Here is a 5320-nt window from a genome sequence, read left to right as displayed (position 1 = left end):
GCAGCAGCCGGCGGGCGCCGTGGCGGGCGGCGAGGTGCCGGGCGACGCGCGCGCCGAGCGTGCCGGTGCCGCCGGTGATCAGGACGGTCCCGTCCGGGTCGAGGTCGGCCGCGGGCTCGTCCCGCGGGGTGTCGGGGACCGGGGCGAGGGCGGGCGCGAAGACCTGCCCGTCGCGGACGGCGAACTGGGGGGCGTCTCCCGCGGGGTGCGGGAGACGGGCGAGGGTTTCCGGCGGCGCGGCGCCGTCGTCCGCGTCGACGAGGACGATCCGGCCGGGGTGCTCGGTCTGCGCGGAGCGGAGCAGCCCCCAGCAGGCGGCGTGCACCGGGTCGGGCGCGGCGTCGCCGGGGGCGGCGGCGACGGCCCGCCGGGTGAGGACGACGATCCGTGGCTCCGCCGGGCCTGCGGCGAGCAGGTCCCGGACGCTCTCCAGGAGCGCCGCCGTCGCCCACCGCAGCCGTTCGAGGGGCGGGCCGTCGGCGGCGGGCGGGGCGACGACGACCGCGTCGGGCGCCGGGGCACCGGACGCGATCGCGGCGCGCAGCGCGGCCGGGTCGGTGTACCGGTCGCCGTTCACCGGCGCTCCCTGCGGGTGCCCGAGCACCGCGACCCGCCCGGTGAACGGGCCGGCGGGCGGCACGGGGCTCCACTCCAGGTGGAACAGCGACTCGTGCAGGGGTTCGCTCAGCGCGGCCTTCATCTGCTGCGGCGACACCGGCATGATCGTGATGGAGTCCGCGGTGACGACGGGGGCGCCGGACTCGTCGGTCACCGCCAGCGCGGTCCCGCCGTCCGGCGCGGGCGACATCGTCACCCGCAGCACCGCGCCGCCCGTGCCCGGATCGTCCGTGCCGCCGAGCCGCAGGCCGCGCCAGGCGAAGGGGATGCGGGGCAGGCCGCCGCCGTCCCCGGCGTCGCCCGTGGACAGCCGGGTGAGCGCCGCGGGTACGCCGTCGGCGCCGAGGGCGTGCAGGCAGGCGTCGAGCACCGCCGGATGCGGCGCGAACGCGCCGTGGGCGGCGTCCCCCGCCACGCGCAGCTCGGCGTACAGGTCGTCGCCGCGCCGCCACACCGCGTGCAGCGACCGGAACGCCGGGCCCCACGCGTACCGGCCGCTGCCGTCGTGCCTCGCGTAGACGACCTCGCCCGACTCGATGTCGACGGCGTCGGGCGGCGGCCATGCCCCCGCGGCGTCCCCCCGGGGCGCGGGGGCGGGGGCGGCGGGCGCGAGCATGCCCGCCGCCAGCCCCGTCCAGGGGCGGCCCGCGGCGTCGGCGGGACGGCAGCGCAGCGTCAGGGTGCGCTCACCGGTGCCGGGGTCGGGCGCGCCGACCCGGAGCTGGACGTCGTGCGCCCGGTCCCCCGCGAGGACGAGCGGGCGTTCGTGGGTCAGTTCGACGACGCGGGGGGCGCCCGCGGCGCGGCCCGCCCAGCCGGCCGCCTCGATCCAGGTCGTGCCGGGCACCACCACCTCGCCCAGCACGCGGTGGTCGAGCACCCAGGGCTGGGACCGCGCGGAGACGCGGCCGAGGAACAGCGCGCCGCCGTCGTCGAGGTCGATCCGCGAGGTCAGCAGCGGGTGCCCGGTTTCGCCGGCCGCGCCGGGCGTCCCGGCCGCGCCGCCCGCGCGCGGGGCGAGCCAGAAGCGCTCGCGTTCGAACGGGTAGGTGGGGGGATCGGCCGGGCCGGGCCGGGGCGGCGGCGGGGCGGCGCCGTCCGGTTCCCACCGGACGGGCAGGCCCCGCACGTGGGCGCGGGCGAGCGCGGTCGCGAAGGCGTGGGGTTCGGGTCCGTCGCGCAGCACGGGCACGAAGGCGCCGGCGTCACCGCCCACCGGGTCGCGCCGGGCCGTCGCGGTCAGCACGGGGGTCGGCCCGACCTCCAGGAACGTCGTGACGCCGCGCTCGTGCAGGGTGCGCAGGCCGGCGTGGAAGCGGACGGCCTCGCGGGCGTGCCGGACCCAGTAGCCGGGCGAGCACAGATCGGCGGAGACGTCGCCGGTGAGGTTCGACACGACCGGGATCTCCGGTTCCGCGAACGTCAGCCCGGCCAGCACCCGGCGCAGTTCGGCGGCGACGGCGTCGACGTGCGCGGAGTGGAACGCGCGCCGCACCGCCAGCCGTCGCGTCCGGCGGCCCTCCCGCGCCCAGCGGTCCGCGAGACCGGTGACCGCGTCGGCGTCGCCGGACACGACCGTGGCGGCGGGCCCGTTGACGGCGGCGACCGACACCCGGCCGTCCAGCCCGTCCAGCGCGGCGCGGACCTCGTCCTCGGCGGCGTCGACCGCGAGCATCGCCCCCTCCGGCATGCCCTGCATGAGGCGGCCGCGCGCGGCGACGAACGCCGCCGCGTCGGCCGCGTCGAACACCCCGGCGACATGGGCGGCGGCGATCTCCCCGACCGAGTGGCCGATGAGGTGGCCGGGCCGCAGCCCGTGCCGCTCCAGCAGCCGGTAGAGGGCGACCTCCGACGCGAACAGGGCGGGCTGGGCGTACTCGGTGCGGTCGAGGGGCCCGGCGTCCGCGTCGTCGAACATCACCTCGGTGAGGGGACGGTCGAGGTGCGGCTCGAAATGGCGGCACACGTCGTCGAGCGCGGCGGCGAAGACGGGCGACGCCGCGTACAGCCCGCGGCACATGCCGGGCCGCTGGGCGCCCTGCCCGCCGAACATGAACGCGACCCCGCCCGGCACCGGCCCGCCCAGCACGGCGCCCGGGGCGTCCTCGCCCGCGGCGAGCAGGTCCAGCGACTCGGCGAGCGACGCGCGGTCCGCGCCGACCAGCACGGCACGGTGGTCGAACGCCTGCCGGGCGGCGAGCGCGTGCCGGAGGTCGGCGAGGTCGCGGGGGGACCCGCCGGGCCGGGCGCGCAGGTGGGCGGCCAGTTCCCGGGCCCGTGTCCGCAGCGCGGCGGGCGTCCTGGCGGACAGGGGCAGCGCGACGGGACGCTCCGGGCCCACGGGCTCGGGCCGTTCGCCCTCTGCGGGGTCAGCGGGGTCCGCGGGGCGTTCGAGGATGATGTGGACGTTGGTGCCGCTGATGCCGCAGGAGGTGACGCCCGACCGGCGCGGCCGGCCGGTCTCCGGCCACGGCACCGGTTCCGTGGCGGGCGCGACCGCGCCCGACGACCAGTCCACGTGCGGGCTCGGAGCGTCCACGTGCAGGGTGCGGGGGATCGTCCCGTGCTCCATCGCCATGATCATTTTGATGGCTCCGGCGACCCCGGCGGCGGCCTGGGCGTGCCCGATGTTGGACTTCACCGACCCGAGCCACAGCGGCCGGTCCGCCGGCCGGTCCGCGCCGTAGGCCGCCAGCAGCGCCCCCGCCTCGATGGGGTCGCCGAGCGCGGTGCCGGTGCCGTGCGCCTCGACCGCGTCCACGTCCGCGGGCGCCAGCCCGGCCGCGTCCAGCGCCCCCCGGATCACCGCCTGCTGGGACAGCCCGTTCGGTGCGGTGAGGCCGTTGCTCGCGCCGTCCTGGTTCACCGCGCTGCCGCGCAGCACCGCCAGCACCCGGTGCCCGCGGCGGCGGGCGTCGCCGAGCCGTTCGAGCAGGAGCAGGCCCGCGCCCTCCCCCCACGCGGTGCCGTCGGCGGCCGCGGCGAACGCCTTGCACCGGCCGTCGGGGGCCAGCCCGCGCTGCCGGGCGAACTCGACGAACACGCCGGGCCGCGCCATCACCGTGACGCCTCCGGCGAGCGCCAGCCCGCATTCCCCGGCCAGCAGCGCGCGGGCGGCCATGTGCACGGCGACCAGCGAGGACGAGCAGGCGGTGTCCACCGTCAGGGCCGGTCCCCGCAGCCCGAACGTGTAGGCGATGCGGCCGGACGCGACGCTGCCGGCGGTGCCGGTGCTGAGGTAGCCGATCGCCGCCTCGTCCGCCGGGTCGTCCAGGCCGCCGCCGTAGCCCTGCGCCGACGCGCCGACGAACACGCCGGTGTCGCCGCCGTGCAGCGACGACGGGTCGATGCGGGCGCGCTCGAACGCCTCCCAGGCCAGCTCCAGCAGGATCCGCTGCTGCGGGTCCATCGCCAGCGCCTCGCGGGGGCTGATGTCGAAGAACGCGGGGTCGAACAGGGCGGCGTCGTGCAGGAAGCCGCCCTCCCGCACGTAGGTGGTGCCGGGCCGTCCCGGCTCGGGGTCGTAGAGGGCGTCGAGGTCCCAGCCGCGGTCCGCGGGGAACGGCCCGATCGCGTCGGCTCCGTCGGCGACGAGCCGCCACAGGTCCTCGGGCGAGCGGACCCCGCCCGGGTACCGGCAGGCCATGGCGACGACGGCGACGGCGTCGTCGTCCGCCGCCTCCGCCGGGGCGCCGCCAGGGCGGGCGGTGCGGGCGGGGGCGCGGGCGGGGGTGGCGGCGGGGGCGGGGGCCAGCTCGGCCAGCAGGTGGTCGGTCACGGCCTCCGGCGTGGGACGGTCGAAGACGAGGGTGGTGGGCAGCGGGAGGCCGGTCGCGGCGACGAGCCGGTTGCGCAGCTCGACGGTCATCAGCGAGTCGTAGCCCAGCGCGCGGAACGGCTGCCGCAGGTCGAGCGCGCCGGGCGGCGCGCCCGCGACCGCGGCGGTGAGCGCGCCGACCAGCCGGAGCAGGTGGTCGCGGCGCTCGTCCGGTGCCGTCCGGGCGAGCCGCGCGCGCAGGTCCTCCCCCGCCGGCGCGGCGCCGTCCGACGCGGAGTCGCCCGGTGCGGCGCCGTCCGCCACGGGAAGGAGGGCCGCGGCGGCCGCGGGCAGTTCCGCGAGCAGGGGGCCCCGCCCGGAGGCCGCCAGCACCGGTGCGCAACGAGTCCAGTCCACGGCGGCGACCGTGACGCCCGATTCGCCGGACGCCAGGGCGGCGTCCAGCTCGGCGAGCGCCGCGTCCGGCGCCATCGGCCGGATGCCGTGCGCGCTCATGGCGTCCCGGACGCCGTCCTCGGCGCCCATGCCGTCGCCCGCCCACAGCCCCCAGGCCACGGCCGTCGCCGGGGCGCCGCGTCCCCGCCGGTGCTCGGCGAGCGCGTCCAGGTACGCGTTCGCGGACGCGTAGGCGGCCTGCCCGCCGCCGCCCCAGATGCCGAACAGGGAGGAGAACAGGACGAACGCGTCGAGGTCGGCGGCCGCGTCGCCGTGGCCGAAGACGTCGTCGAGGACGGCCGCGGCCGCGGCCTTCGCGTCCACCGCCGCGAACTCGGCGGTGGACAGCTCCGCGACGGGACGCGAGTGCGCGACGCCCGCGGCGTGGACCACGACGCGGACGGGGCCGTGCTCGGCGCGGACCCGGGCGGCCAGCGCGGCGACCTGCGCCCGGTCCGCGGCGTCGCAGGCCGCGACCGTCACCGCGAC

The 5320-nt window shown here is 79.3% G+C and carries 1 protein-coding gene; it reads right to left on the bottom strand.

Annotated features, from left to right (window positions below; all coding sequences use genetic code 11):
• Positions 1–5320: type I polyketide synthase (locus ACFQ11_RS36955; protein ID WP_378307489.1), on the bottom strand; the 5320-nt coding region annotated here is incomplete at both ends.

Source organism: Actinomadura sediminis, from assembly GCF_042675525.1.
Classification (GTDB): domain Bacteria; phylum Actinomycetota; class Actinomycetes; order Streptosporangiales; family Streptosporangiaceae; genus Spirillospora; species Spirillospora sediminis.
The sequence above is the reverse complement of the archived record's forward strand: the minus strand, read 5'-3'. Positions and strand labels throughout refer to the sequence as shown.